Here is a 25,054-nt window from a genome sequence, read left to right on the forward strand (position 1 = left end):
AGGGAGCCGGGCGATGGTTGCGCGCGTGTTCATTGATGGTGAAGCAGGAACAACGGGTCTACAAATCCGTGAGCGCCTCGCCGTCCGCCGCGACATCGAGCTGCTGTCGATCCCTGATGAGCTGCGCAAGGACACATCGGCGCGGGCGGATTACCTGAACAAGTCCGATATCGCTATTTTGTGCCTGCCGGATGACGCGGCGCGGGAAAGCGTGTCTCTCATTGAAAACGACACGACGCGGGTGATCGATGCGTCTTCGGCTCATCGGGTGGCGGATGGCTGGACGTATGGATTTGCGGAAATGGACCGCACTCAAGAAGAAGCTATCCGGACCTCCAAACGGGTGACCAATCCGGGATGTTGGCCGCAGGGCATGATTGCAGGTCTTCGGCCGCTGATTTCTGCGGGCCTTTTGCCCGCTGATTTCGCTGTGACAGTCAATGGCATTTCCGGGTATTCCGGTGGCGGCAAGGGACTTATTGCCGATTATGAGGCAAATGAGAGTTCGGCCAACATGTTCGCGCCTTATGCGCTTGGATTGAGCCACAAACACTTGCCAGAGATGACCCATTACACGGGCCTGACGTCTGCACCGCTCTTCACCCCAGCAGTTGGGAACTACTACAAGGGCATGTTGACAATGGTGCCTCTGTGCTTTGGCGGTTTGGATAAGGTACCAAGTGGCGCCGACATTCATGCAGCGGTCAGTGATCACTTTGCAGCGGCCAATGGCTTCGTGGAAGTGGCTCCGCTGACGGACATTCAGAAGAGTGATGAGCTGGACCCGCAAGCGCTCAATGACACCAACCGCTTGCGGCTTCATGTATTTGCAAATGACCAACGGGCACAGGCGGTCCTGATCGCTGTTTACGACAATCTGGGCAAGGGCGCGTCCGGAGCAGCGGTTCAGAACCTGAACCTTATGCTCGGGGTGGAGCAGTCCACCAGCCTTGCCGCCTGACACAGAATAACAACGGGAACCAATCGCCATGGATAAATTCACCACGCTGACCGGAGTGGCTGCTCCGTTGCCGATCGTCAACATCGACACGGACATGATCATCCCGAAACAGTTTTTGAAGACTATCAAGCGCACAGGCCTTGGTACGGCTCTCTTTCACGAAATGCGTACAAATGATGATGGCTCGGTCAATGCCGATTTCATTCTTAATCAACCAGCTTATAAGGATGCTAAGATCCTCGTTGCTGGTGATAATTTCGGCTGCGGCTCTTCCCGTGAGCACGCACCTTGGGCGCTTCTGGACTTTGGTATTCGCTGTGTGATTTCCACCAGCTTTGCCGATATCTTCTACAACAACTGCTTCAAGAACGGCATTTTGCCGATTCAGGTTTCGGAAGAGCAGCTTGAAAAGCTTCTGGATGATGCATCGCGTGGTGCCAACGCGACCTTGACCGTTGATCTGGAAGCCCAGGTGATCAAGGGACCGGATGGCGGGGAGATTTCCTTTGAAATCGATCCCTTCCGTAAGCATTGCCTGCTGAACGGACTTGATGACATCGGATTGACGCTTGCCAAAAGCGCTTCCATTGACAGCTTTGAAGGTCAAATCGCAGACAGTCGTCCGTGGGCCTGAGTGATCGCTTGAAAGGTCAAGTCAAGAAAGCCGGCGGAAACGTCGGCTTTTTTTAGCGGATATTTCCCAAGTAACTGTGTGTTGCGACGAGGTTGACCGTTTTCACGGACGTTTGCAACTCTGACGGCAGCGTTGTCGGGGCGATTATCGATTTTGACGGTTACGTAAGCGCGGTTTTTGAGCTTTTCGTGGACTTTATCCCGTTTGGGCTGCGACAAGACACAGCTGTGGAGCCGCATTTGTGTTGGTTTCGTTGTTTGGAGCGTCATGCAGGCCTCGGCGGGGGCTTGAGGGCGCGGATTGCGGCGAGGATTCGTCCGAAGACGTAGCCTGATACAGCCACCTCTGCCAGTTGGAACGTGATTTTGCGCGCATGGCGTACGACCTTTGCCCCGATTTTGATGAGGCGGCTCTGGATACTTGTCAGCGACCAGTCGGCGACCTCTTCCGGGAGGTCTAGCCCTTGCAGGAAGACACCAAGGTTATACGCCAATGCGTGAAGCTGAAGCCGGACCTCATTGTCACAGAACCGCTTGCAGGACAGGCGGGTCCAAGTGATGGCGTTCTTGCCTTCTTTGATGTGCTGTTCGGCTGTGCCGCGCTGATTGTAGAAGCGGATGATCCATTCCGGCTCCATCGGCAAGTTGGTGACGACAAAACCCACGCGAGGGAATAGATCACCGGGATACCATTCGATCTTGGCAACCACCTGACGGGGCTTGCTCCATGAAGCAGCCTGATACTCAAAAACCTCATAGAAGCGCTTGATCTTTGTCTTTGAGGGACGTCCCACGGGGCGGGTCAGCTGATGGCTGATCTTCTCTTCCAGCACAGCGTTCTTTTTGAGGCGGATGGCGTAGCGGTACCCTTCAGCCTCTAAAGTCTCGTAAAGTTCCGGAATGGCAAAGGCGGCATCAGCGCGAAAGAAGCGCATGATGTCGCGCTCTGCATAGCGCGCAATGACGGGTATCAGAAGAGCCTTCCAGTCATCCGCGCTGTGGACGCTGCCATTGCGCAGGGCACAGCGTTCCAAGTGGCCAAACTGATTGAAGATGAACAATGGGTGATAGCAGTTGCAGCCGAAATGCCCGTTCCATGCGGTTCCCTCCTGAGCGCCATGGGTGGGGCTGACAGAGCTATCCATGTCCAAGGTGATGTAGTTCAGTCCTTGGCGACCATGCACCGCATCAATCCATTGACCGGGCATATCGGCCAAGGCTTCCCTGTTGGCGGCAGTCGCGAGCACCTCAGTCTCAAAGCGGCCCATCTGGGAGGAGGATGCCGCCTGAGTGTCAACGGCACGGCCCCCGATAATCTGGCGCATTACCGGGTCACGCGACAGACGCACGGCATCATTCACATCTTCATAGCCCGCAAGGCGACCAAATATCGATTGGCGCAGCAGGCCCATCAAGGTGTGAACGCCATTCTTACCTTTGCGGGTATCCCGAAGGAACCGAACCGCTTTGCCGAAAAGGCCAAGGGCGTCATCAAGCTCCCGGTAAAGCAGAAGACCGCCATCAGAACTGATCTTTGAACCGTGGAATTCCAACCGCACCCGAGGGTCAAAATCCAGCCGAAAATCGCTCTCAGAACCCGCACCCGTTGGGTGTGCCATTTTTCAGCCCTCCGTCATCAAGTAACACGCTGTAATATAAAGAGAAAAATAGGATAGAAGAAGCTAAATCAGCTGACTACTTGGGAAATCCGGGTTTAGAAACTTACGGCGAATTAGGAAGGTTCAGGACCCCAAACCTTCTGGATGCGGCGGTTTTCAGTTTGGGTGCCTTCCCGCCGAAACCTCCGCCTCCTGATAATATCAACGGGCTCCAAGCCGAGTTTCCAACAGCAAGTTCCAGACTTCCATTTCCATCCACATCTCCGATGGCAAGTGAGGTGATATACTGTCGGTTCGATAGTGGGTAAAAACCAAAGCCGAACTCTCGCCAAAGGGTGGGGTCTCGAAAAGAGTTGTTTTCGACAAATCTCAAGCGATCTTCTTCACTGTTAAAATTCTTTCTCGGACGGCGGATGACTATAAGATCGTCGTCAAGGTCTCCGTCATAATCCACGAATTTGACCCTGTGGGCGTAGTGATTTTTGCCCCACTTCAGCCCCTGCTTCCCCTTGAAGATATAGTCTTTTGCCAATGGGTCGAATTGGTAGATTGAAACCCGGTTGTTTACAAAGGAACGTCGGCTTATCGCGATCCATGGGTGTATCCATTGACCCGCTATAGGTGTCGGATTGCTGACACTAATATCCGTCGCATAATTTTCGTCGCCCCAGCCGTGGCCACCTTCAAAGACTTTAGTCAGATTTTTGGTTTTGCCGATCTCTGGTGTATCTGGCATTTCGAAAATCGCAAATCGCGGCGTACCGGTCTTTTTTGCGTCTGTGGTCACCAGAAACTCAAGTTTGCCATTGCGGTTCGTGTCGCCCAAGGAGACGCGCGTTACCTTTGTGCCGGGGAGCAATTGCCCGTTTATATCGAAGACTTGCTCAAACTGCCTGCTTGCCGGGTTGCGCTTCATTACGAGAAGAGGGCCAACGGTTGCCGTTTCCGATGTTCTTCCAGAAGGCAAACTGGCCGCATTGGTTACTAAAATGAGTTCGTCTCTTTGATCTGCGTCTAGGTCTTTGAACAGGACTTGTCGTACATGAAGGTTTTTCGGCCAAGTATCGCCAAAGGTTTGAGCGACTTTGACCTCACCCCTGTTCGGCTCAAGATTGGGATCGTCATTGATATAGTCGTACAAAGCGGCACGCATATTGACGGACTGGCGCCGGGAGACTGCAAACTCCAACTCCGGGTCGTCATCTATATTGCCGACCGAGACCGACAATCCAATGGCTCCGTCTCCCCATCCACGACCGTCATCATATTTGCCGCGTAGGTTTTTCCAGTCGTTCCATGATTCAACAATCTGGATGCGCGCAAGGCCTTCTTTGTCTGCATTTCGAACGGTTATGATTTCTGCTTGCCCGTCTCCAGTGATATCCCCGATCGCAATGTCGATCGTCGAAATCCGTGGCTCCCACTCCAGCCCTCCGAGATGGTTCAAAAAACCTGGATACATTTCAAGAAGGCCGAGGATGTCAGTACGGCTTAGTTCGTTTCCGCCCATCTCCTCCGTTTTGCAACCAGATTTGCAGGTCAGAGTGTTCCTGCCTTCAATGGCAAAGGCGTCGGACCGGTAATGCATGATGGAACTTGCGTCATAATCTCCATGAGTATGAGCGAGTGTTTTTTGATTGAAGTTATGTGCTTTGTCTAAATGCTGGAGATGCTCTTCATGAAAATCAACATGAAGGTGCCGATCTGGTCGATTGTGTTCATGATAGACACCCAGAGCATGTAGAAACTCGTGTTTTACGGTCCTATCTCCTGGTTTGATGCAGCTTTTCTTTAGTTCGAGCTGCTGCATTCGCCCCTGCATGCCGATAGATGACGAGCCACAAGCACTTGGATCTGTACCCTCGACAATTCGGACAAAGTTTTGCTTTTCCGGTGACGCGAACTGATCATGAGGAGAGGGTGTATGTTCAATAAAGCGGACATTTGTGACGGCCTCGATTTCCCGAAGTTCACTTCGGATGAAGTCCTTTTGCTTTCCATTGAAGGTTGCGGTTGGATCAAAGTCATAGCGCAGCACACCGTTCGGCCAGAGCATCGTAGGGTCATTTACCCAAGCGAGAGGTTGTCTTTTGGTCTGGAAGCTGGCGATTTGGTTTGGATTGGACCGGGATAATTGCGGTGATTTGGGTGCGCGTCCGGCAAACTGTGGCAAGCCTTTATAATAACTCTTGGGACTTTCACTTGTATTATGTCGCAGAAGCTCGTCCAACGGGCCGAGAGCTATGTCCCCAAAAGCGTAGGCTTTTCCGTTTTTTACCCGTAGAGTTATTTTTTGTTTCTTGCCGGTGAATGGCAACCGGATGTTTGCTTCGATCAATTTTCCAGATTTGACATTTAGAGTGTGGGAATAGCGTCGTTGTGATTGGCTGTCTGAGCAGGTGTGATTGATCGACTTGAAAAGCCGTTCGTGTCCGGGTGATGCGATGGCTACAATGTACTGTCCAGCTTCAGTGTTCCGGATCACACTTTGAGAGAATGTGCCCTTGTGAACCGTTGTTTGAACGCCTTTTAACTTCACAGGGATGATCCGAGTTGTGACCTTCCAGTCATCAAGCTCATCATAATTGGTCCGCCCTGAACAACGTCTAAGCCATTGATGTTGCGCGTGGCCGAAGCAATACGCAAATATTCGATTTGACCGGTTTGGGGATGGGGTTTGTGATCCAGAGCAGCAAAATGATCAGTGCATTGAGGATCAGACGCAGGTTATGACCGGCTGCGGCCAGCAGGGCGTTGATGGCATCGCCATTTTTGCCATTGAGGAAGTTCCGGTCAAGTCGTCCATCTGTTTTCATGTGGCCGATGGTGGCCTCGATCGCTGATCGTCGTTTCAGCTCACGCTTCATCTGTGCCGTCAGCCCGCGCTTCTGGCCGGAGATCATGACCTTGGCGTCGCCCTCATAATCATGCCCCCGATAGCCACGGTCCACATAGACACGCTCAGCTTTGGTGCCGCAGACTTTCTCAGCCTGACTGATGGTGTCATTCAAGGTGTGCCCATCATAGGGATTGCCCTCAAAAGCCCTCGCCGCAAGAACCAATCCTTCCCGATTGGTCGTGGCAATGCCAACCTTGGCCCCGAACTCGTAAGGTGTTCGCGCCTTGCCCTTGGCAATACAGGCCACTTCCGGCGCATGCATGGAATAAATCTTGTTTTTGTCCTTGGGGGTCTGGGCCAGAAGCCGCTCCACCAGTCCCAGCAGACGGGAGAACCGGTGCTCAAGACCTTCGTTGCCTGCGATCTTGCGGGAGATGTCGCGATAGACCCGGCCCAGATAGGTCTTCAGCTTTTTGAGTTCCCGGCGCATCCGCTTGAACTGTTTGGCATGGGCATAACGGCCCGCCATCAAGGCCGCCTTTTTGGCAACTCTGGTATGGCTGCGACGCAAGATGATGCCGGCCCTCTTGGCCTGGCGCACCAGAAGCTGCAAGGCCTTGTGATAAAGACGGCTATCGGTGGGATGGGCAATGGCTTTGGGTTGAACGGTCGTATCAACCAAGACCCGCTCAAGGCTGCTCTTCTTGATCGTCCCGCTCTCAATCGCAACACCTACCGTAGCAGAAAGAAGCTTTTCCATTCCCTCAGGACCAATCCGTTTGCGCCAGCGGGTCATGGTTGAGGGATCAATGGGGAATTGGTGCTGGAAAAACTCAAAACCGCAGAAAGACTGCCAGTAGGGGTTTTCAACCCAACGCTCAACCGTCTCTTCATCGGAAAGATCGTACATGTGCTTGAGAAAGTGCAGCCCGGCCATCAGACGCGTTGGTTTGGCCGGTCGTCCCAAGGGGCGATAATGCCTGCCGAACTCCGCATCAAATTCATCCCAAGGCATCAGACCAGACAGCCGCACCAACGAATGGTTCATATCGATGATTGCGGCCAGGCGTTCCTTGAACAGATCGCCACACCGTTTGTTGCGTTTTGAAGGTCTCATGAGAATATGCCAGAAAATGCGTGCTTCGGATCAACTAACCGGCATATTCACACATCCAAAACCCAATGGGTATCCATACTCTTCAATCAGTTAAGGGGTTTTTCAGCGCGAACTAATTGCTCCCGACAGTATGTATCATGCTACATGCAGCAATTGCTGGCTGTATTAGCCACGTTGAAAATATAGTTACTGACGAGAAGAAAAGTGTTTTGCTGAGTATGCTTTTGAAGTTCATTTCTTATCCAAAATTCAATCTATATCAAAATTTTGGATGCAGATTAATTACTATGTGATGTAGAGTAAAGCAGTAGTTGGTAAATGGTAATGTTGTGATCTTCTAGTCGGTTTCTTTATTTCGAGATTTGATATGGGACGATACATCGTCCAGCTCGACCATTTTCGCACCAATTGGACGCAAGGCATTTACGGTTTTCTGATACCGTGCAGCATGCATGTCGAACAGTTGTTGGGCTAGTTCCGGATATTCCTGGATCATCCGTTTGAACAGGGCCCGGCGGATGCGGATTACCCGCACGTTGCCAATCGCGATGGCACGGCAGGGGCGCCGCGTTTCGATTAAAAGTGCGCTTTCGCCGAGAAGGCTGCCCTTTGGAGCCTTATCCGTTTCTGAAAAGCCCTTTTCGCCGCGTTTTTGCAAGGAGACCTCGCCGTCGGCGATGACAAGACCGCCATCGGCACGTTCCCCTTCGTCGAAAAGGGTCTGTCCGTCCAGATACTCAAGAGCCTCTGCACTGAACGCCAAAAGCCGAAGCTGGTCATCCTGAAAATCGGCCAGCATTGGGATTTGACGTAAAACGGCTATGTCTTGTGCGAGACTCATAGGCAAAGGTTTCGCCTATTTCGCCTTATGGCACAAGCTTGTATCCACCAGCTTCTGTGACCAAAAGCTCTGCATTGGATGGATCACGCTCGATTTTTTGCCGCAGACGATAGATGTGGGTCTCGAGAGTGTGGGTGGTGACACCTGAATTGTAGCCCCAGACTTCATGGAGAAGCACATCTCGGGTGACGGGCTTTTCGCCGTTGCGATAGAGGAACTTCAGGATTGACGTTTCTTTTTCGGTCAGGCGGATTTTGCCGCCGCCGTCTTCCTCCATAACCTTTCCGGCCGGTTTGAAGGAATAACGCCCAATGACGAAAGTTGCGTCTTCGCTTTGCTCGTGCTGGCGCAGATGGGCGCGAATGCGTGCCAGAAGAACTGCAAACTTGAAGGGCTTGGTGACATAGTCATTTGCCCCGGCTTCAAGACCTAAAATAGTGTCGCTGTCGCCGTCTTGCCCGGTCAGCATGATAATGGGCGCTTTGAACCCATTTTTGCGCAACAGCTTCACGGCTTCTCGGCCATCGATATCCGGCAAGCCAACATCCATCAGCACCAGATCGACGTGCTCTTCCTTCGCCATGCCAATGCCATTGGTCGCAGTGTCGGCTTGGTAGGTTTCAAACTCGTCATAAAGAGACAGCTGTTCAACCAGCGCTTCGCGCAACTCGGTATCGTCGTCGACAATCAATATTGTGCGGGCAGTCATTGGCTTGCTCCTCGCGGTCCTTGAAACTCTGGCTGTTCAACTACAGCCCTATCTTGTTCATTCTTCAACACTTTGTGTGAACGAAAGTCTCCGCACACAAGTCTCATCCCCGTCAAATCTACTTCACGCAGCTTTTAACAATGGTTTATCTGTGATTGTTAATGACAAAGTGGTGTGAATTGCGAAGCAGCAGGTGAAATTTGGAAACTGGCGGGATCATTGATGTTCGGGCGCTGCCGTCCGATAAACGCAAAGGCCTCTTGCGGTTTGGCGGGTTCACGTTTCCGTGTGCGCTGGGACGATCCGGGATTACCCGGTTCAAACGCGAAGGCGATGGTGCGACACCATCTGGCACGTTTGAATTGCTGAATATCTATTTTCGGGCAGACAAGGGGCCGCGCCCGCGTGCTCATTTGCCTCTGGACGTGATCCAACAGAGCGATGGCTGGTGTGATGATCCGGCCCACTCACGCTATAATCGACCTGTGCAACTCCCCTTTTCCAGGAGCCATGAGAAAATGTGGCGCCAGGACCGGCTTTACGACATTGTGGTGGTTCTGGATTGCAATATGCACCCGCCTATTCGCGGTAAAGGCAGCGCCATCTTCTTTCACATTGCGCGGGAAGACTATCGCCCGACAGAGGGCTGTGTCGCCATTGATCCAATGCATATGAGAACGCTGCTTGCCGAGGTCCGTCCCGGTACGGTGATGCGGATCGGCTAACCAATCGGTTTATTGCAAGGCTGCTTTGCGCCGATGTACTGGTATTTTGTCAAGTTTTCCGCCATATAAGGCTCAAGTTTGCTGCGCGATGGCAGCCACCCTTTCAACCCGGATTGATGAGAAGAGCGACATGGCGTCCGCCCGCGTGCCCTTTTTGAAGATGAATGGTCTTGGCAATGATTTTGTTGTCTGGGACGCGCGTAGCTCTGCGTTCAACCTTCCGAAAGAGAAAATTGCGGCGCTGGGCAATCGCGACACGGGCATCGGGTTCGACCAGATGATCACCGTTGAGCGCTCTCCGCTTGGGGTCGATGCGTTTATGCGCATCCATAATTGCGATGGAAGTCAGGTGGATGCCTGCGGAAATGCAACGCGGTGCGTGGGTCGGCTTTTGATGGAAGAAAAGAGCACGGACCGGGCCACCATTGAGACCAAGGCCGGGCTGTTGAACGCTTTTGCGACCGCAGTTCCACGGACCGTAACCGTTGACATGGGAAAGCCGCGCCTGAACTGGGATGAAATTCCGCTGGCTGAAGAGTTTTATGATACACGGGCGATTGAGCTGCAAATCGGCCCGATTGATGCGCCATATTTGCATACACCGGCAGCCATTTCCATGGGCAATCCTCATGCAATTTTCTGGGTGAAGGATGTCGAGGCGCATGACTTGGGCACGATTGGCCCCCTGCTGGAACACCATCCGGTCTTTCCGGAAGGCGCGAACATTTCGCTCGCTCATGTGTTTGCCGAAAACCAGATCCGACTGAAAGTGTGGGAACGCGGTGCAGGTCTGACGCAGGCGTGTGGAACAGCTGCCTGTGCGGCGGCTGTTGCGGCCGCGCGAGACGACAAGGCTGGGCGCAAGTCCACCATTCATCTTCCCGGCGGCCCTATTGAAATCGAATGGCGCGAAGGCGACGATCATGTTCTCATGACCGGGCTCACGGAAGTCGAGTTCGAGGGTGAAGTTGACCTTGATACGCTTGAGTGGCAGCGAACCGGACCTGGAGATGATGCGCAAGATGCCGTGACCGGTGCAGGGGCGGCGGAATGACCATTGATGTCGTTACATTTGGTTGCCGCTTGAACGCTTATGAATCGGAAGTCATGAAGCGGGAGGCCGATGCTGCTGGTCTGAAGGATGCAATTCTGATCAACACCTGTGCGGTGACGGGTGAGGCTGTTCGTCAGGCGCGCCAAGCGGTGCGCAAGGCAAAGCGAGACAATCCCAACGCCAAGGTGATTGTCACCGGCTGCGCCGCCCAGACCGAAACCGCGACTTTTTCCGAAATGGAAGAGGTGGATCTCGTGCTCGGCAATACGGAAAAGCTGGAGCGCAAAGCCTATGAAGAGGTGGCAGCGTTCGGTGTTTCCGAGACGGAAAAGGTGCGTGTCAACGACATCATGAGTGTGACGGAGACCGCTGGTCATCTGATCGACGGTCTGGAAGGGCGCGCTCGTGCGTTTGTTCAGGTGCAAAATGGGTGTGACCATCGCTGCACCTTCTGTATCATTCCTTATGGCCGAGGGAATTCCCGTTCCGTACCGATGGGCGTTGTGGTTGACCAGATCAAGCGACTGGTTGGCAATGGATACAACGAGATTGTCATCACCGGCGTCGACATAACCTCCTATGGGGCGGATCTTCCGGGCAGCCCGAAATTGGGCACTTTGATTGCCAAGATTTTGACGCTTGTGCCGGATTTGAAGCGATTGCGCCTGTCGTCCATCGATTCCATTGAGGCTGATGAAGAGCTGATGCATGTTATCGCCAATGATCATCGGCTGATGCCCCATTTCCATCTGTCGCTTCAGGCCGGTGATGACATGATCCTCAAGCGGATGAAGCGCCGTCACCTTCGCGCCGATACGATCCGCTTTTGCGAAGACGTTCGAGCCATGCGCCCGGACGTTGTTTTTGGCGCGGATATCATTGCCGGGTTTCCCACCGAGACCGAGGCGATGTTCGAAAATTCTCTGAAGATTGTCGATGAATGCGGGCTAACGCATTTGCATGTGTTTCCATTCTCACCGCGTCCGGGAACACCGGCAGCACGTATGCCGCAGCTTGAGCGTAAGATCGTCAAGGAGCGCGGCGCGCGTTTGCGGGCCAAGGGCGAAGAAGCGTTGCTGAAACACCTGCAGGCAGAAGTCGGCGGCGTGCGCAAGGTCCTCATTGAGAAGGAAGGCTTGGGTCGAACGGAGCAGTTTACCCAGGTCGAAGTCGATGGCGGAGCCGCCGGAGATATTGTAGAGACACGCATTAAAGGGCAAACCGGCCGCCACCTTCTGGGTGACATTCTTTCCAACGCGGCAAAGCGCCCGGTCAAATCGGATTCAGGACAGGTTCATGAGCGAAAAAAAGCGCGGATTTTTCGGGCGTCTCTTCAAGGGGAAGGAAGCCGAAACGGACGACGCGGTTCGCGATGAGCAGCCAGTTGAAGCAGATGTCGCGCAAACGACGGAACACCCGGCTGAAGATGTTGCAGCAGAGATCTCTGTAGAACCGGTTGCGTCTCTGGAAACCGTTGATCCGGTTCTGCAGGCGAGTGAAACGCCGGACTTGGTGGAACCTGACTTTGTTGAACCTGCTCTGGGCGCGCCTGATGCAGCGCCTTCAGATGTCGAACCACCAGCTCCCGAAGCGCCTGAAGTCATCAGTGAGCCGGTCGATATACCGCAGAGCGAACCCGTTTCTGTTGAGGTGCCAGCGGAAATGACACCTGCCGAGCCTATTGTCGCTGATTCCTCTGAGGCCGAACCGAAGCTCAGCTGGTTTCAAAAGCTGAAAAAAGGCCTGTCCCGGTCGTCTTCAGCGCTGACGGACGGCATTTCCTCCATTTTCACCAAGCGCAAGCTGGATGCCTCCATGCTGGAGGAGCTGGAGGATATTCTCATTCAGGCCGATCTTGGGGTGGATACAGCGATGGCCATCACGGATCGTTTGTCCGATGGGCGCTATGACAAGGAAATTGCGCCGGACGAGGTCCGGGCCATCCTGTCTGAAGAGGTTGAAAAGGTGCTGGCTCCTGTCGCGCAACCACTCAATCTGGAGACCGGCAAAAAACCTCATGTGGTCTTGATGGTTGGTGTCAATGGCACTGGCAAGACAACCACCATCGGCAAACTGTCCCAGAAACTTGCGGCAGAGGGCAAGAAGGTCATGCTGGCGGCGGGAGATACATTCCGTGCAGCGGCTGTTGAACAGCTCAAGATCTGGGGTGAACGCACCGGGGCTGAGGTAATTGCGCGTGATACGGGCGCAGATGCTGCCGGTCTCGCCTTCGATGCCATGAAGGAAGCGATGGCCAAGGATGTGGATGTCCTGCTGATCGACACGGCAGGCCGCCTTCAGAACAAGGCGGAATTAATGGATGAGCTTGAAAAGGTCATCCGCGTGATCAAGAAGCATGATCCGGAAGCCCCGCACACAGTGCTCCTGACACTGGACGCCACCACCGGTCAAAACGCGCTCAATCAGGTTGAGATATTCGGCAAAGTGGCCGGGGTAACCGGTTTGGTCATGACAAAGTTGGACGGCACCGCGCGTGGCGGCATTTTGGTCGCCATTGCTGCAAAACACCAAATGCCGGTGCACTTTATCGGCGTTGGCGAAGGTGTCGACGATCTGGAGCCCTTCTCCGCCAAGGATTTTGCGTCTGCCATTGCTGGACTGGCTTAAAATTCTCAGATGAATCCCGTCCGGGACCTGATGATCATAAAGGTCCCGGCTCATGGCCGGGACGGTTGTTTCTTAGTTCTTGTCGCCCGGTTCCCAGCCCTCTGTGGCCAATTCAAATCCATCGAACTGAAACCCCGGCGCGACAGTGCAGCCGACGAGGGTCCAATCGCCGAGAGAGCGGGCCTGTTGCCAGGCATCGCGTGGGACGATGCCTTGCGGTCGCTCTCCAGCCAGAAGATCCGGTCCAAGGGTCAAAACGTCTTTCGATTGGCCGTTTGCGCTGATTGAGAGTTCCAGCGGTGCGCCTGCATAATAGTGCCACGTCTCTACCGCATCCACTTTGTGCCAGCGGGATAAAACACCTTCCGGAAGCAGGAAATAGATCAGTGTTGACGCAGCACGTTCTGCTTTATCGGCGATTTCATCGCGAAAGGTCTCGGCATAGAACCCGCCCTCTGGATGCGGCTGCATATCCAAAATCTTGATGATCTGATCGGCAGAAAGTGTGTTTGAGATGGTCATTTATCGTCTTCAAAGAATGGGCCGGGAATACTTGGCAGGCCGGCCCTGAGATTACAGGGCCAGCCTTTGCCAATGCGCTTAACGGCCTGCCGGATAATGGGCCAGGTCGTCAATCATTTCTCTAAAAGCGCCCAAAACTTCGCAATGTAAGGTCTGAACGTCCAGTTTATGGCCTCCGCCTTGGTCATGCGGGATGCATTCAGCTTGTTGAAGCACCCGGTTCACCACGGCCTCGGCCCGTTGTTCCGCAGACGGCGCGCTGGGGGCGCAGTCCTGGAGTTTGCTCATCACTCTCTGCCCTATTCAGATTGAGACCTTCCACATATGGGGAGGGACATTTGTGATAGGAAGTCAGGTGTAGCCTGTTTTTTCAATAATTTGCGGTTGAGAGGTGGTTTCCGCTTCACGCGTTGTCTTTCCGGGTTCTGATTTCCGTAAATACGGCTGCATCGCTTTTGCCTGTCATGCCAAGTGCCGCCTTGAGGGATGGCTGGTCGGCGCGGAGGAACGGATTGGTTGCCTTTTCCAGTTTCATCGTTGTTGGCAAGGTCGGCAGTTGATCAGACCGAAGCGCTTCGATCACGGCAGCGCGGGCCCTCAGGTCCTGATTTTCTGGTTCTACGCGTAGCGCAAACAATGCGTTGGCTAGGGTGTATTCGTGGCCGCAGTAAATCGTTGTTTGATCTGGCAGCATGCGCTTCAGCTTGGAGAGCGAGGACCACATCATTTCCTTGTCCCCTTCGAAAACGCGTCCGCAGCCAAGGGCAAACAGAGTGTCGCCGGTATGTGCCATGTTCAGTTGCGGAAAATACCAGGAGATCTGGTCCAGCGTGTGGCCCGGTGTGCCAATGGCCTGAACCTCCAGCGGACCGCACAGCACCTTGTCTCCATCTTCCACGCCCTTGGACATGCCTTCGATCTTGTCGCGGGAGAGCTCTGGCCCAATGACAACCGCGTTGGTTCCGGTTTTCAGATCGCCGATACCCTGAACATGGTCCCAGTGATGGTGGGTGACCAGAATATGCGTCAGGGTCCAGCCCCGGTCTTGCAGTTCCTTTTTGTATGGCATGGCATCCGGCACATCGATGGCAATGGTCGTCTTGGATTGCGGTTCGTGGATCAGCAGGCCGAAATTGTCATTCAGGCAAGGAAATTGGTGTATCTGAACGCTGTCTGCGAGAGGCATCCGGTTTCTCCTCGGTCGGGCCATATCTATTTTCACAAGACTGTGGCAAAGCATGGCAGATTGGACAAGGGTGGTCTTGCCTTGTCTGCTAGTTCAGGTTTCATTTGTATCAACCTGTAGACCGGAATTTGCATGTATCTCGACGTTGCCGATCTGAGAACGTTTTATGAATTGCCCATGGGACAGCTGCTGCGCGGCTTGATCGGGCAGCATATTCGCAATTTCTGGCCGGACCTTGAAAAGCAGCGGCTGATCGGCATCGGGTATGCAGGACCGTTCATGCGTCCGTATCTTGGCAATGCTGAACGCTGTATTGCGGCCATGCCTGCCCAACAGGGCGCTGTTCCCTGGCCGCGTGAGGCCGATACTGCCTCCAGTCTTGTTCTCGATGGATGTTTGCCGTTTTCCGATGCAGCGTTTGATCGGGCAATGATGGTGCATGTGCTGGACCACAGCAAGGATGCTGCGGAGGTTTTGCGCGAGGCTTGGCGGGTGCTTGCGCCTGGAGGCCGGGTTATCGTGATCGTCCCCAATCGACGCGGCCTTTGGGCGCGCTCAGAGCTTTCCCCGTTTGGATATGGGCGACCATATTCGCGCAGTCAGTTGAAGGAACTGATGCAGACATGCCAGTTTGAGGTTCTGCGCGATGAAGAGGCGCTTTTCATGCCGCCGACACGCGCCGGCTATATTCTGCGTTCTGCTACCACCTGGGAGGCCATTGGCCGCAAGTTGTGGCCGGCTTTTGGCGGGCTATTGATCATGGAAGCGGAGAAAAAGGTGTTCCGGCCGGTGCCTATTGACGGCAAAAAGAACCCGTTGCGCGTGCTGCGTCCGGTTTTTGTTCCCGATGGAGCTCCCGCCGGATTGAAGCCGATACGCCGGTCCGGTGCTGATGCAGTCAGGGTTATGCGCACCTCTCGCTAAGCGAGCTGATTTCCGGTCAGTGTTGAATTCTTTTGCGTTTGCCGTGCTGCCCGCCTATGACTATGCGCCGCACAAGGATTGCAAAAAGGCTTTCGTTCCGATGACTCAAGCACCGGACAGTGGAACCTCCCTGACCACGCTGCGCCAAAAAATCGATGATCTTGATACCCAGTTGCATGACCTATTGATGGAGCGGGCACGGGCTGTATCCGGTATGGCAGCCGCTGCAAAAGCGGCAGGTCAGGACGTAATTGCCTTTTTTCCGGACCGGGAAGCTGATGTGGTGCGTCAGCGGGTAGAAGCCCATGAGGGGGCTTTACCGCTTGCGACCATCGAGCATATCTGGCGTGATCTGATTACGTCTTGCAACGGACTTGATCAGCCTTTCACCGTCCATCTGGATGGTAGCGGAGACCTTTTAGGTCTGCTTGACCTCGCGCGGTTCAATTTCGGGTTCTCAACCGGTGTGGAAGTGACCGGAGACCCTGCGGATGTGGTCGGCATTGTTGCCGCGTCTGAAAACGATCTTGGCATTGTGGCCTTGATTGAGCGCGCTGAAATGCCTTGGTGGCGCGGACTATCGGACAATGGCGCGCAGATTATTGCGCGCCTGCCTTATCTGGTCCACGACGAACGCCCGGCAGATACGCCCGGCTTTGTGATTGCGCGTATGGTTTCCAGTGCGTCAGTTCCTGAGATCCATACTTATGATGCCCGCTGGAGCGGGGTTCTTCCCGGACGGTTGATGGATCAGGGAATTGAAGTGGTCAGTTTCCATCGCTCCGCGCAAGGGGTGGATGCGCTTCTGGCTGTGGCAGCAGATTTAAGTGAAGAGGCCGTCTTGACGGCGTGTCAAAATGCAGGCGCAGAACCGGATGTGTTGCGCCGTGTGGGCGGATATGCCGCTCCGATTGATGTTGAGGGAGAAGCAGATGGGGAGTTTGGTTTTGCTCCCGATGATCTGCAGGAAAGCTGATGAGTGTTGTTGACATGAGCGAAGCTGTGTTGAGCCGACCGGTACCACGCCCAGGTGTGTTGGATATTGCTCCTTACGTTCCGGGTAAGTCCAAGGTGGATAGCGGCCAGACCCTTCACAAGCTTTCGTCCAACGAAACGCCTTTGGGCGCGAGCCCGGCTGCCAAGGAGGCCTTTGCCAGCATTGGGGCCAAACTGGAGCTTTATCCAGATGGCAGTGCTTCGGAACTTCGCTCTGCAATTGCTGAAGTTTACGGGATCAATGCGGACCGGGTCATTTGCGGAGCCGGATCTGATGAAATCCTCAGCCTGATTGCCTATGCGTATCTGGGGTCAGGCGATGAAGCGATTTATTGCGAGCATGGGTTCTTGGTCTATCAAATTGCCATTCGCGCGGCCGGGGCGACACCTGTGGTGGCGCCAGAAAAAGACCTGACGACCGATGTCGATGCCATTTTGGAGCGAGTAAGCGACCGCACCAAGGTGGTGTTTCTCGCCAACCCGAACAATCCGACGGGCACGTATCTGCCATTTTCTGAAATTCGCCGTCTTCATGAGGGCCTGCCATCTCATGTGCTGCTGGTACTTGATGCAGCGTATGGCGAGTATGTGCGCCGAAACGATTACGAGAGCGGCATTGAGCTGGCGGCGACCGCTGAAAATGTGATCATGACACGGACGTTTTCGAAAATTTACGGCCTTGCGAACCTGCGGCTTGGCTGGGGCTTCGGTCCGGCGTCCGTTATAGATGCGCTGAACCGTATTCGCGGTCCATTCAATGTCTCTGGTGCTGCGATTGCTGCAGGCGTTGCGGCGGTCAAAGACCGGGCTTTCATTGAGGCAGCCGTTGCCCATAACGATGAATGGCTCGGCTGGGTTACTCGCGAACTGACACAACTCGGCCTGAGCGTGACACCAAGCGTTGGCAACTTCATCCTCATTCACTTCCCGGATGAAGATGGCAAGCGCGCGGTAGATGCTGAAGCGCATCTGGCGTCGAATGGCTGTGTGTTGCGCCTTGTCGGGAACTATGGCTTACCCAATGCCATCCGCATGTCGATTGGGACGGAAGAGGCCAACAGGGCAGTTGTATCAGCCCTTACTTCGTTCATGAGCAAATAAAACCATCAAACCAAACTGCACGGGATTATGACTGCACCACTTTTTGACCGGCTGGCCCTCATCGGGATCGGTCTCATCGGTTCTTCACTGGCTCAGGTTGTCCGCCAAAAGGGGCTGGCCAAACACGTCGCTATTTCAACCCGGTCTGAAGACACACTTCGCCGGGCCGAAGAACTGGGACTGGGAGACAGCTATTCTCAAGATGCTGCAGTTGCCGCTGACGGTGCTGATCTGGTGATCTTGTGCGTGCCTGTTGGAGCTTATGAGGCGGTGGCTAAATGGATTGCGCCAGTCCTTCAATCCGGTGCAATTCTAACCGATGTGGGGTCCACCAAAACCTCTGTGATTGAAGCGGTTGGTCCTTATGTGCCGGATGGTGTACATTTCATTCCTGGCCACCCGATTGCCGGTACAGAGCAATCCGGCCCGGATGCTGGATTTGCGAGCCTTTTTGAAAACCGGTGGTGCATTTTCACGCCCCCTCCGGGCACTGATGAAGCGGCAATCGCCAAGCTCACCGAGTTTTGGCAGGAATGCGGGTCCTATGTAGACCAAATGGATCCGGAGCATCATGATAAGGTTCTGGCGATCGTCTCTCACCTGCCGCATATCATTGCCTATAATATCGTTGGCACGGCGGATGATCTGGAAACGGTCACCAAATCTGAAGTGATCAAATACTCGGCTTCCGGTTTTCGTGATTTCACTCGTCTGGCCGCCTCAGACCCGACCATGTGGCGGGATGTGTGCCTGAACAACAAAGACGCCATTTTGGAAATGCTGTCGCGCTTCTCAGAAGATTTGTCGGCTCTTCAGCGAGCGATCCGTTGGGGCGATGGCGACAAGTTGTTTGAGCTGTTCACGCGCACGCGCAGCGTTCGCCGATCCATTATTGAGGCCGGGCAGGAAATTGACATGCCAGACTTCGGACGTGTCAAACCTGATTGATCTGCTTGCTAGGGGATCTGCCGTTAGATTTTGATATCAACCGGATTGCCCGGGCCTGAGACTGGCAAGCTGTCTGCGGTTGGGCCAGATTCATTGCCGGACGACACTGGTGTGTCTAGCTCAACTTTGGCTTTATCTGATTGTGCAGTAAGGTTTTGGGCAATGTCGCTAACGGGATTGACCTGCGGCAAAACCGGTTTGCTCACGGTTACCGGCCTTTGGCCCTCATTCCCCTCTGCAGACTTTGCGACCTGCTTATATTCTTGTCCCAGCTTTTCCAACTCGCGGGCGATCTGTTGTGCTTGATCTGGAGAAGCGAACATCGCCAGTTGTTTGAGCTGAGAGATGTTGTCCTTGATCCGTTGAACCTGATCACGGCGCAGGGATGTGGGTTCATTTTCAGCCGCACGCGCCGTGTTGCTGAATTGTTCTTGTTCCTCTGCCAGTTTTTTCAAAACAGACCGCGTGAGGGAAGAAACAGTTTGCCCGATATCCGACTCGCGGATGTCCGCAGCGCTGGGCGCACGGGCGCCTTGCTGACTTGTTGGTGCATACGGCGAGAGAGTGTCGCGGTTCGAAGTAGCGTTAAGTCTCTCAGCCAGCTGCGCGGCATATTGCGCTGTACTCGATACTGACATGGCGCTTGCTTTCACTTACACTATAATTCAATTTAAAATTGTAATTGTTAAGAATAAATTAAATTTTGATATGTGTTTGGCTTAGTCATGCAATCTGTCGTAGCGTTGATAAACCTTCTGGTTATATTATTTGGATGTCTGAAGTTATTTGTGGCCCATTTCGGCTAATAGTTTTGAGCCTACTCAAGATTCTATCCTGGTTTGTTTGGAGCCCTATTTCTCGCTATGCCCAAAGGCGCTCCAAAGGTCAGGTGAGTAGTCTGTTACGGGGGATGCACCTTTGGCTTTGAGGTATTCATTAACGCCTTTGAGAGTGCCTGGTCCCCAAAGTCCATCGATTTGACCCGAATAATGGTTGTTTTCAGCAAGAATTGTCTGAATGGCGGCAACACCAACCTTGTCGACTTTTTTCAAGGTTTTGCCGCGTCTTACTTCATCGTAATAGACGATCTGTTTTGGCGGTTTTGCACCGTTGTTTGAATTGGAATAGCGAGAAATAAAGGAGCGATAGATACCAAATTTAAAATAACTGCGGTCCTTTTGAGCGATAGTTTGCCCCTTCCAATCATATTTGAGATCATGATTTGCATAGACTCGGAAAAAACCGTCAGTGTCATGAGACCATTTTACATGGACAAGGATATCCAGCCAACGTCCCTTGATGTCGGTATTGGCTTTCATGTCGTTTGACGGAACCACAGCTCTCATTTCTCTGGTTCGACCATAACCGGGAACTTGGTTATCGATGCTGTAGCCGCTCCGGTTCCAGCTCATCAGCCAGAGAACGTTGTTTTTCCTTTGCTGGAACTGCCCGAGATGCACCTTGGTTGGTGCAAGTAACGGGGTGTCATTGGGAATATAAATCGACCAGGCGTACCAATAAGTGTCGCCGTGTCGTTGAAGTGAATTGATTTGAGAAAGCTCATGCCGTTCCCGGTCATTTGAGCAGTCATCCCAGTCACCGCTGTTCCCGCAATCTCCGGGCCTGACTTCGAATCTAATCGCTTGTTTTCCGAAGCGAACCGGCTCCGGTGCCGTCACGATTTTGAAGCCGTGCTTCTTGAAACCGTAAGGCATGCTTTTCAGCCAGGACTTTCCAAAACCGCTTGCCACATCATTTGGCAAAGTCGTGCGGTCCGATGCCAAAAGTTGGGCCGGGCTCAACAAAAATAGCAGAACAAGAATAAGCCGAGCCATGATTGCGCCCTCCCGTGCGACCCTATCGCATCATATCCTGAGCCTACATAAATTGAAGGGACAGTCTAATGAGACGCTGCGTAATTTAGTTTTCGCGCTCCACAATATAGGCAGCAAGCGATTTGAGGATGCCAGCCCTTTCGCCAAAGGGAGCCAAGACGGTTTCGGCCTTCTCCAAAAGAGCCGCCAGTTCTGCCTTGGTCTGTTCAATCCCAAGAACCCCCACCAACGTTGCCTTGCCGGCGTCTGCATCCTTTCCGGATGCCTTGCCCAGTTGCTCCGGGCTGGCCTCGACATCCAGAAGATCGTCGGCCAGTTGAAAAGCAAGGCCTATGATTTCACCGAAATGGGTGACACGCTCCACATCTTCTTCTCTGGCATTTGAGAAAATTGCTCCGCCACGGCACCCAAAGCGGAGCAGGGCGCCCGTTTTCATGGATTGCAGCTTGCGGATTTCTGCCTCGGATCGGTCTCGGTGTTCTGACTCTAAATCGAGCATTTGACCGCCTGCCATGCCGCCAAGACCTGCAGCTTGGGCCAACTCACGCACAAGACGGAGCTGGATGCGAGCGTCCTGATGCAGGCCGGGATTGGCGACGACATCAAAGGCAAGCGTTAAAAGTGCATCGCCCGCCAGAATGGCCGTTGCTTCGTCATAGGCAATGTGAACCGTTGGCTGACCGCGCCGCAGATCATCATCATCCATAGCCGGAAGATCATCATGAACCAGAGAGTAGCAGTGAATGAACTCAAGTGCGCAGGCAATGTCGAGGGCTTGGGTGTCGTCCTGATCGAACAACCTTACTGTTTCCAGAAGCAAGACGGGCCGGATCCGCTTGCCGCCATTGAGGGCTCCATGGCGCATAGCGGCCAAAAGGCGTTCTGGCCTCGCGACTTCGTTCTCCAGCGGTGTGGCCGCGAGCATTTCATCTAACCGGGCTTCAACCTTTGCTGCTTGTGTCGTCAATCGCGTTTTGAGGTCACTCATGGAAAGTCCGGATTGTTTTATCGATTTCATTGATGTGTTTGAGGTTTCCCTCTCCTGAAAACTATGTAACGTCAAGGCATATTGACAAACTGACCCATAGTGATGGGACGAGAACACCCGTTTTGGGTGTGGAGGGATAATTAAATGCGCTTGTTGTCGACCTTGCTTCGTAAATTTGTTCAGCGGGGCAAAATGCGTGTGTTCGATCTGGAAGGGACAGTCCACGAGTTTGGATCAGGGGAGGATGGGCCAACTGTTGCGATCCGTTTGCACGACAAGAAGCTCTACCGCGATCTTTTCGTCAATCCAGAGCTGGCTGCCGGTGAGGCCTACATGGATGGCACGATGACCATGGAGGAAGGATCGACGATCTACGACTTCATGTTTCTGTTTTCGATCAACCGTGCACCGCTTGGAGCGAACCCGGTTCAGGGCGCATTGCGTAAATTCTGGAAGGCGTTTCGCCGCCGGCAGCAGCAAAACTCTGTTGAACGGGCGAAAGAGCAAGCGCGGCATCACTATGATCTTTCAACTGAGCTCTACCGACTGTTTTTGGATGACGGGTTGAATTACAGCTGTGCCTATTACCGCACGCCTGAGGACAGCCTTGAAGAGGCTCAGGATGCCAAGCTGACCCACCTTGTGGCCAAGTTGAATTTGAAGCCGGGTATGGAGGTGCTGGAAATTGGCGGCGGCTGGGGTTCGCTGGCAATCCGTATGGCGCAGGCCGGCGCAAAGGTCAGGTCTCTCAATGTGTCACCTGAGCAGGTGAAGATTGCAGAAGAGCGAGTCAAGGCAGCCGGTGTTGCCGACCAGGTCACTTTTGTTCTGAAAGACTACCGCGAGTTTGAAGGTCAGTTCGATCGTGTCATTTCGGTCGGCATGATGGAACATGTCGGCATTGGCCATCTGGACGAGTATTTCGGAAAGATCAGGGACGTTCTGACCGATGAAGGGTTTGCTGTCATTCACTCCATTGGCCGCATGACCCCTCCGGGCACCACGGGTCCCTTCATTCGCAAGTATATCTTCCCCGGAGGATATGTTCCGGCCTTGTCAGAGGTTTTTGCCTCCACTGAGCGACTTGGGCTTTGGGTCTGTGATAGTGAAATCCTGCGGTTGCACTATTATTACACGATCCGGGATTGGCGCATTCGCTTTGAAGAAAAGCGTGAGGACGCCAAGGCGCTTTATGACGAGAAGTTCTGCCGCATGTGGGAGTTTTATCTCTGTGCGGTCGAGCTGGGCTTCCTTCACGGTTCAAACATGGTATTCCAGTTGCTCCTGTCGAAGGAGCGGGATGCTGTTCCGATCCTGCGCGACTTCATTCATGAAAACGAACAGGCTCTGACGAAACGAGAGTATGCCGACGCCTAGAGCGCAATCCGCCAAAAAATCCAAATCGGACCGATCCGCCAAGCCGCGCTCGTTCAAGGCGCGGTTACGGCGTTGGGTGACTGGTTTGGTGGTTTTTATCCTTGTGCTGCCTCCCGTTCTCACCCTGATTTACTCCATTGTTCCGCCGGTCAGCACCTTGATGTTGGGCCGTTATGCCCAATTGCTTTGGGTAGATCGCCAATGGGTGCCGCTTGAGGAAATCTCCCCACACCTGATCCGCTCCGTCATCACATCGGAAGATTCCAAGTTTTGTGAAATCGGCGGCGTTGACTGGGATGCGCTGGGCAAGCAGATTGAAGTGCTGCAAGAGGGAGAGAGGCCACGCGGTGCATCCACATTGACCATGCAAACCGCAAAGAACCTGTTTCTTTGGAATGACCGGTCGTTTGTGCGGAAAGGTTTGGAGATTCCCCTTGCGGTCATGCTTGATGCGATGCTGACCAAGCACCGTGTTCTGGAAATTTATCTGAACATTGCCGAATGGGGTGAGGGGATTTTTGGTGCAGAAGCTGCCGCACAGGCCTGGTTCGGCAAATCGGCAAAGGACCTTTCCCGCGTTGAAGCCGCGCGCCTTGCCACGAGCCTTCCCAACCCATTCCTTCGTAACCCTGCCAAACCGTCCCGCGGACATCGGACGCTGGCGGCCACCAATTTATCTCGCGTGAAAGTCGCGGGTAATATTTTTGAATGCGTGGGCGAGTGACGTGATGATTGAAGCAGATGTTCTGGTCGTTGGAGGAGGAACCGCTGGGTTTGGTGCCGCGGTCGCTGCCGGGTGGCAGGGGTTGCGTGTTGTCTTGATAGAGGCAACCTCCAAGATTGGCGGTGTGATGGCGTTTTGTCCGGGCATGCCCTGGGGCGCGGCCTATCCGGTTGGGGTCATGATCGGAGGGATCATGGAAGAGTTGACAGAACGGCTTGCTGCCATGTCTCCCCCTGCTGCGGAAAAGCGCGATTGTACGCTGGAGAATTTCGGGCCTGAAATCCAGTACGACCATGACATTGCGACCTTGACCATGTTTCAAATGCTGGAAGAGGCGGGTGTGGAAGTGCTGCTCAATGCAGCGGCCTTGTCTCCAATCATGGAAGGGCAACAAATTGCCGCCGTATCTTGTTACGATCGGCGGGGACCTTTTGAAGTGGTGCCGAGAATTGTGCTCGATTGTTCGGGCGATGGAGACCTTTCTGCAAAGGCTGGCGTTCCGTTTACCCTTGGAGATGCATCCGGCAACATGATGGGCGTGACGTTGTCCTTTCATATGTTAGATGCGGACTGGTCGCGGGTCTTTGCCGAGGAAGATCCCTATTTTACCCGTTTTGCGGCCAGGGGGATCGTTGACGGATGTCTGCATCCAGATTTGCAGAAACTCTACCTGATGCGCGGATTTCACGAAAACACCGTGTTTTGCAATTCCGTTGTTATCCGGGGCGTAGATGGGACCGATCCGCGAGACGTGAGCCGAGCTACACAGGAAGGTCGTAGACGGTGTCTGCAGCTTTCTGAGTTTCTTCGGTCGGATGTGCCGGGGTTTGAAAATGCTCGGATGGCCCATCTTGGTCCAACTGTCGGCGTTCGGGAGACCCGGAAACTGGAGGGGATGTATCGGGTGAGCGGTGATGATTTGCGGAAGGCCACCAAATTCCCTGATGGAATTGTTTGCTGTGACAACCCGATTGACGATGTGATGCGGGCGGACAGTTCCATGACCCATGACGCAATTGTCGGACTTGGCGCCTATTACAGCATTCCGTTTCGGGCGTTGGTGCCAAATGACATTCGAAATCTGATGTTTGCAGGCCGAATTCTCAGCGCAGACGCAGAAGCCTTTGCCTCAGTACGCGGTATGCCGCAATGTATGGCTATGGGGCAGGCCGTGGGAACCGCCGCTGCCATGGCCCTTGCCAACAGTATCACTGTGCAAGAGATCGATACTAGCAAACTTGTTTCCAGCTTGAGCGCGCAAGGCGTTCGCGGACTTGGAGATACTGCGCTGGGGGAAGCAAAAAATGGCTGAAACCCAATCGCTTCT

25 protein-coding genes are annotated in these 25,054 nt (G+C 53.8%); 13 read left to right on the forward strand and 12 right to left on the reverse strand.

What is annotated here, in order from left to right; translation table 11 throughout:
- Window positions 1-13: 13 nt before the first annotated feature.
- Complete coding sequence (gene argC, locus TRICHSKD4_RS09520; protein ID WP_009467316.1) at window positions 14-961, forward strand: N-acetyl-gamma-glutamyl-phosphate reductase; 948 nt, start codon at window positions 14-16, stop codon at window positions 959-961.
- Between the two features lie 28 nt (window positions 962-989).
- Complete coding sequence (gene leuD / locus TRICHSKD4_RS09525; RefSeq protein ID WP_009467317.1) at window positions 990-1,595, forward strand: 3-isopropylmalate dehydratase small subunit; 606 nt, start codon at window positions 990-992, stop codon at window positions 1,593-1,595.
- Here leuD and TRICHSKD4_RS32285 read toward each other — a convergent pair.
- The 6 genes from TRICHSKD4_RS32285 to TRICHSKD4_RS09555 all read right to left on the reverse strand — a co-directional run bounded on the left by TRICHSKD4_RS32285 (window position 1,565) and on the right by TRICHSKD4_RS09555 (window position 8,719).
- Complete coding sequence (locus TRICHSKD4_RS32285; protein WP_009467318.1) at window positions 1,565-1,864, reverse strand: hypothetical protein; 300 nt, start codon at window positions 1,862-1,864, stop codon at window positions 1,565-1,567. The two genes, leuD and TRICHSKD4_RS32285, sit on opposite strands and share 31 nt — an antisense overlap.
- Window positions 1,861-3,213, reverse strand: a complete 1,353-nt coding sequence (locus TRICHSKD4_RS09535; RefSeq protein ID WP_009466009.1) for an IS1380 family transposase — start codon at window positions 3,211-3,213, stop codon at window positions 1,861-1,863. Before TRICHSKD4_RS09535 ends, TRICHSKD4_RS32285 begins: the two co-directional genes overlap by 4 nt.
- Before the next feature lie 103 nt (window positions 3,214-3,316).
- Window positions 3,317-5,269: a M12 family metallopeptidase gene (locus TRICHSKD4_RS09540; RefSeq protein ID WP_139052036.1), complete on the reverse strand. Its 1,953-nt coding sequence runs from the start codon at window positions 5,267-5,269 to the stop codon at window positions 3,317-3,319.
- A 550-nt stretch (window positions 5,270-5,819) separates the two neighbouring features.
- The gene (locus TRICHSKD4_RS09545) at window positions 5,820-7,169 is read right to left on the reverse strand and encodes an IS5 family transposase (RefSeq protein ID WP_009465529.1); all 1,350 of its coding nucleotides are present in this window, start codon (window positions 7,167-7,169) and stop codon (window positions 5,820-5,822) included.
- Window positions 7,170-7,506: 337 nt separating this feature from the next.
- On the reverse strand, window positions 7,507-8,010 hold the full coding sequence (locus TRICHSKD4_RS09550; protein ID WP_040616608.1) for a cyclic nucleotide-binding domain-containing protein: 504 nt from the start codon (window positions 8,008-8,010) through the stop codon (window positions 7,507-7,509).
- A 25-nt stretch (window positions 8,011-8,035) separates the two neighbouring features.
- Window positions 8,036-8,719 carry a response regulator transcription factor gene (locus TRICHSKD4_RS09555; RefSeq protein WP_009467321.1) on the reverse strand — a complete coding sequence of 228 codons (684 nt, stop codon included), beginning with the start codon at window positions 8,717-8,719 and terminating at the stop codon, window positions 8,036-8,038.
- A 200-nt stretch (window positions 8,720-8,919) separates the two neighbouring features.
- On the opposite strand from TRICHSKD4_RS09555, the gene TRICHSKD4_RS09560 reads away from it, so the two are divergent.
- From TRICHSKD4_RS09560 to ftsY, 4 genes are all read left to right on the forward strand, one after another.
- Window positions 8,920-9,444, forward strand: coding sequence for a L,D-transpeptidase (locus tag TRICHSKD4_RS09560; protein ID WP_009467322.1), 525 nt, complete (start codon window positions 8,920-8,922; stop codon window positions 9,442-9,444).
- Window positions 9,445-9,532: 88 nt separating this feature from the next.
- A complete protein-coding gene (gene dapF / locus TRICHSKD4_RS09565; protein WP_009467323.1) occupies window positions 9,533-10,498 on the forward strand; it encodes a diaminopimelate epimerase in 966 nt (321 codons plus the stop codon).
- The gene (gene mtaB / locus TRICHSKD4_RS09570) at window positions 10,495-11,874 is read left to right on the forward strand and encodes a tRNA (N(6)-L-threonylcarbamoyladenosine(37)-C(2))-methylthiotransferase MtaB (protein WP_009467324.1); all 1,380 of its coding nucleotides are present in this window, start codon (window positions 10,495-10,497) and stop codon (window positions 11,872-11,874) included. The genes dapF and mtaB overlap by 4 nt, the downstream gene beginning before the upstream one ends.
- A complete protein-coding gene (gene ftsY, locus TRICHSKD4_RS09575) occupies window positions 11,795-13,126 on the forward strand; it encodes a signal recognition particle-docking protein FtsY (protein WP_040616609.1) in 1,332 nt (443 codons plus the stop codon). The genes mtaB and ftsY overlap by 80 nt, the downstream gene beginning before the upstream one ends.
- 72 nt (window positions 13,127-13,198) lie before the next feature.
- Here ftsY and TRICHSKD4_RS09580 read toward each other — a convergent pair whose 3' ends face one another.
- The 3 genes from TRICHSKD4_RS09580 to gloB all read right to left on the reverse strand — a co-directional run bounded on the left by TRICHSKD4_RS09580 (window position 13,199) and on the right by gloB (window position 14,834).
- Window positions 13,199-13,648: a cupin domain-containing protein gene (locus TRICHSKD4_RS09580; RefSeq protein WP_009467326.1), complete on the reverse strand. Its 450-nt coding sequence runs from the start codon at window positions 13,646-13,648 to the stop codon at window positions 13,199-13,201.
- Window positions 13,649-13,726: 78 nt separating this feature from the next.
- On the reverse strand, window positions 13,727-13,936 hold the full coding sequence (locus TRICHSKD4_RS09585) for a hypothetical protein (protein ID WP_040616610.1): 210 nt from the start codon (window positions 13,934-13,936) through the stop codon (window positions 13,727-13,729).
- A gap of 115 nt (window positions 13,937-14,051) precedes the next feature.
- On the reverse strand, window positions 14,052-14,834 hold the full coding sequence (gene gloB / locus TRICHSKD4_RS09590) for a hydroxyacylglutathione hydrolase (RefSeq protein WP_009467329.1): 783 nt from the start codon (window positions 14,832-14,834) through the stop codon (window positions 14,052-14,054).
- Window positions 14,835-14,966: 132 nt separating this feature from the next.
- On the opposite strand from gloB, the gene TRICHSKD4_RS09595 reads away from it, so the two are divergent.
- Genes TRICHSKD4_RS09595 through TRICHSKD4_RS09610 form a run of 4 tightly spaced genes read left to right on the forward strand, consistent with a single transcriptional unit; the run spans window position 14,967 to window position 18,803 of the window.
- Complete coding sequence (locus TRICHSKD4_RS09595; protein WP_009467330.1) at window positions 14,967-15,758, forward strand: class I SAM-dependent methyltransferase; 792 nt, start codon at window positions 14,967-14,969, stop codon at window positions 15,756-15,758.
- Window positions 15,759-15,777: 19 nt separating this feature from the next.
- A complete protein-coding gene (locus TRICHSKD4_RS09600) occupies window positions 15,778-16,734 on the forward strand; it encodes a chorismate mutase (protein WP_009467331.1) in 957 nt (318 codons plus the stop codon).
- Window positions 16,734-17,855 carry a histidinol-phosphate transaminase gene (hisC, locus tag TRICHSKD4_RS09605; RefSeq protein ID WP_009467332.1) on the forward strand — a complete coding sequence of 374 codons (1,122 nt, stop codon included), beginning with the start codon at window positions 16,734-16,736 and terminating at the stop codon, window positions 17,853-17,855. Before TRICHSKD4_RS09600 ends, hisC begins: the two co-directional genes overlap by 1 nt.
- Window positions 17,856-17,882: 27 nt before the next feature.
- Window positions 17,883-18,803 (forward strand): prephenate/arogenate dehydrogenase family protein, encoded by a 921-nt coding sequence (locus tag TRICHSKD4_RS09610; protein ID WP_009467333.1) that lies wholly within the window; start codon window positions 17,883-17,885, stop codon window positions 18,801-18,803.
- Window positions 18,804-18,826: 23 nt separating this feature from the next.
- Here the strand turns inward: TRICHSKD4_RS09610 and TRICHSKD4_RS09615 are convergent, their stop codons facing one another.
- From TRICHSKD4_RS09615 to TRICHSKD4_RS09625, 3 genes are all read right to left on the reverse strand, one after another.
- Window positions 18,827-19,441, reverse strand: coding sequence for a hypothetical protein (locus TRICHSKD4_RS09615; protein ID WP_009467334.1), 615 nt, complete (start codon window positions 19,439-19,441; stop codon window positions 18,827-18,829).
- Window positions 19,442-19,654: 213 nt separating this feature from the next.
- On the reverse strand, window positions 19,655-20,638 hold the full coding sequence (locus TRICHSKD4_RS09620) for a heparin lyase I family protein (RefSeq protein ID WP_009467335.1): 984 nt from the start codon (window positions 20,636-20,638) through the stop codon (window positions 19,655-19,657).
- Between the two features lie 85 nt (window positions 20,639-20,723).
- On the reverse strand, window positions 20,724-21,626 hold the full coding sequence (locus TRICHSKD4_RS09625; protein WP_040616681.1) for a polyprenyl synthetase family protein: 903 nt from the start codon (window positions 21,624-21,626) through the stop codon (window positions 20,724-20,726).
- A 144-nt stretch (window positions 21,627-21,770) separates the two neighbouring features.
- Here TRICHSKD4_RS09625 and TRICHSKD4_RS09630 point away from each other — a divergent pair, with 144 nt between their 5' ends.
- The 3 genes from TRICHSKD4_RS09630 to TRICHSKD4_RS09640 are packed head-to-tail and all read left to right on the forward strand — an operon-like array spanning window position 21,771 to window position 25,039.
- Window positions 21,771-23,003 carry a cyclopropane-fatty-acyl-phospholipid synthase family protein gene (locus tag TRICHSKD4_RS09630; protein ID WP_009467337.1) on the forward strand — a complete coding sequence of 411 codons (1,233 nt, stop codon included), beginning with the start codon at window positions 21,771-21,773 and terminating at the stop codon, window positions 23,001-23,003.
- On the forward strand, window positions 22,990-23,727 hold the full coding sequence (gene mtgA / locus TRICHSKD4_RS09635) for a monofunctional biosynthetic peptidoglycan transglycosylase (RefSeq protein WP_009467338.1): 738 nt from the start codon (window positions 22,990-22,992) through the stop codon (window positions 23,725-23,727). Before TRICHSKD4_RS09630 ends, mtgA begins: the two co-directional genes overlap by 14 nt.
- Window positions 23,728-23,731: 4 nt before the next feature.
- Window positions 23,732-25,039 carry an FAD-dependent oxidoreductase gene (locus TRICHSKD4_RS09640; protein ID WP_040616682.1) on the forward strand — a complete coding sequence of 436 codons (1,308 nt, stop codon included), beginning with the start codon at window positions 23,732-23,734 and terminating at the stop codon, window positions 25,037-25,039.
- The last annotated feature ends 15 nt before the right edge of the window (window positions 25,040-25,054 follow it).

It is taken from the genome of Roseibium sp. TrichSKD4 (genome assembly GCF_000148725.1).
In the GTDB taxonomy this organism is placed as follows: Bacteria; Pseudomonadota; Alphaproteobacteria; order Rhizobiales; family Stappiaceae; genus Roseibium.